Genomic DNA, 2,641 nt, shown 5'->3' with positions numbered 1-2,641 from the left:
TGGAAAATCCAGTGAGCGTTGCCCCCTCGTGCCAGTCTAAATTGCCCCCATGTACCAAAATATGTTTGACCCTTTTCGCCAAAATAAAAATGTCCCCTGTCGGAATATAAACCAACAGGGGATTTTTATGTAATTTAGATTCCCGTCCTGGTCGATGGGTTAAAGCTAAAATTACAATGACAACAAAGTTAGCAAACATTCTTCATTGCTATGCAATGGGGATGGGGATAAAAGGTATCAGCGCGACCTTTGAGCTATCCCGCAACACAGTGCGCAAGTATGTGCGTTTGTTTCAAGAGAGTGGTATACCGATGGAGCAACTTCAGCAGATGCCAGCAAAGCGCCTAGAGGAAATGTTCGGGAGCAGTGGCGAGAGGGAACGTACTCCTTCGTTGCGCCAGTTGGAGTTGGAGGCGCTCTTGCCTGAGTATGCCGCAAGACTTACACGCAAAGGAGTGACCGTAAAGTCTCTGTTTGAAGAGTATCGACGAGAGCATCCCAATGGATTCCGTCATGCAAGTTTCGGAGCATACATACAACGCTATCGGCTTGTATCACGTCCAGTGGGTCACGTTGAGCATTATGCCGCAGACCAGATGTATATTGACTTTGCGGGTGATCGTTTACAGATTATTGATGAGCAAACAGGCGAAGTCATATCTGTTGAAGTTTTTGTAGCAATACTTCCTTGTAGTCACTATACCTACTGTGAGGCAGTCTGGTCGCAGAAGAAAGAAGACCTGATAAAGGCATGTGAGAATGCATTACACTTCTATGGAGGTGTGCCCATGGCAATCGTCCCTGACAATTTGAAGTCGGCGGTAACCCGAAGCGACCGCAACGAGCCGCTTATTAACGAAGACTTTGCCGCTTTTGCCGAACATTATGGTTGCAGTGTATATCCGGCACGTGTCAGACATCCAAAAGACAAAGCACTTGTGGAGAACGCCGTAAAATTGATGTACAGGTCAGTTTATACCGATCTCGAAAGTCTGATGTTCCATAATTTGGAATCGCTCAACGCCAACATTATCCAATCTCTAAGTCGGTTCAACGACCGAAAACTTACCGGACTCAATCAGTCGCGCAGGCAGCTGTTTGAAGACGTGGAAAAAGACTATCTACGAACTCTACCCTCTGTGCGGTATCAGATGAAGGAACGCAAATCTGTGACTGTAATGCGCAACAGCTATGTAACGCTCAAGAAGCATCATTACAGTGTGCCCAAGGAATACGTAGGCAAGCGTGTCGATATTGTTTACGATGCTGATACTCTCGAGATCTTCCATGGCCTGAGGCTGGTAACAACCCACCACCGTGATGACACTCCCTATGGCTACACTCGGAAGGAGGCACACAATCTTCCCGGTCGGCATGGTAGCTACGAAAAGGATCTGGACGAGGTCTTTGAGCGAGCTGCTCAGATAGACAATATCGTCTTGCTTTATCTCAAGGATGTGGCATCGCTGAAGAAATATATACCTCAGGCGTTCCGCTCATGCAGAGGTATCCTTTCTTTGGAAAAGACCTTCGGACTGGACAGGCTTGTGGCGGCATGCGCCTGTGCTTCATTGATGCGCGTTTACGGATATCAAGATGTTATCGGTATCCTGAACCGGGGCGATGACGCAGACTTTCTGCCACAGGCCGATCAAGACTCCACCGGCAACTCATCACTTCCGCACCACAAGAACATCCGTGGACGTGAATACTTCTCAAAATCAATAACAAAAACAAACAAAAACAATGGAAACAAATAATAAAACCGCACCCGTTACTCCAGAGAAAGACCGCAATATCATCTCTCTTGATCTTATGAACCGTATGAAACTACATGGTATGGCTGCCGCCTTTAAGGAAAGTCTACAGTCCACCATTGCCGAATCTATGACGGCTGACGGCTTCCTCTCATTACTATTGGCCCGTGAATGGGATTATCGTTCGGATGCCTCTATACAACGCCTGATTCGTCAAGCAGGCTTTCGCTACAAGGCTTATCTTGAGAATATAGATTATACCATCAATCGAAGTCTCGACCGCAACCATATAGAACGCCTCTCATCGCTTGACTTTATCCGTCAAGGAAAGAATCTGTTCATTACCGGTTCATCCGGAACAGGTAAAAGCTATATTGCAACAGCCATTGGCTATCAGGCCTGTAAAAACGGAATACGAACAAACTATGCCAACGCATCCAAACTTATGGGAGCGCTAAAAGTTGCAAAGACAAAGGGTATCTTCGAAGCCGAACTCAAGAAAATAGAACGATGTCAGTTACTTATCCTTGATGATCTCTTTCTTGTTCCTCTTGACGCTAAAGAACGTTCAATACTGCTTGACATCATCGAGGATCGTCATGAGCGAAAATCTATCATTGTGACTTCACAATTACCGGTTGCCAACTGGTATGATGCAATAGGAGAGCCAACAGTCGCTGATGCCATTCTTGACCGCATCGTGCACTCGGCACATCTGATAGAACTCACCGGTGAGAGTGTGAGAAAAATGAAGGTAGGTAAAAACAAGTAAATCTGAAATAAAAATGACCCCATCGACCAGGATATTTTAGGGGTAATTATAAAGTTTTTTCAGGGGGCAATTTAGATTTGGCACGAGGGGGCAACGCTCACTGGATTTTCCA

2 protein-coding genes are annotated in these 2,641 nt (G+C 46.0%); both read left to right on the top strand.

Features of this window, described 5'->3' with window-relative positions:
* Positions 1-176 precede the first annotated feature (176 nt).
* The gene (gene istA, locus K322_RS0113460; RefSeq protein WP_026627342.1) at positions 177-1,760 is read left to right on the top strand and encodes an IS21 family transposase; all 1,584 of its coding nucleotides are present in this window, start codon (positions 177-179) and stop codon (positions 1,758-1,760) included.
* The gene (istB, locus tag K322_RS0113455; RefSeq protein WP_026627341.1) at positions 1,747-2,529 is read left to right on the top strand and encodes an IS21-like element helper ATPase IstB; all 783 of its coding nucleotides are present in this window, start codon (positions 1,747-1,749) and stop codon (positions 2,527-2,529) included. The genes istA and istB overlap by 14 nt, the downstream gene beginning before the upstream one ends.
* The last annotated feature ends 112 nt before the right edge of the window (positions 2,530-2,641 follow it).

Origin of the sequence: Indolivaga capnocytophagoides DSM 22835, from assembly GCF_000426485.1 — a bacterium.
In the GTDB taxonomy this organism is placed as follows: domain Bacteria; phylum Bacteroidota; class Bacteroidia; order Bacteroidales; family Dysgonomonadaceae; genus Dysgonomonas_A; species Dysgonomonas_A capnocytophagoides.
Note: the sequence above shows the minus strand (reverse complement) of the source record. Positions and strands in the feature narration are given on the sequence as shown.

What these genes read in the sequence shown, in the direction of transcription:
- istB (WP_026627341.1), top strand. Translation starts at nt 1,747, where the DNA reads ATGGAAACAAATAATAAAACCGCACCCGTTACTCCAGAGAAAGACCGC.
- istA (WP_026627342.1), top strand. Translation starts at nt 177, where the DNA reads ATGACAACAAAGTTAGCAAACATTCTTCATTGCTATGCAATGGGGATG.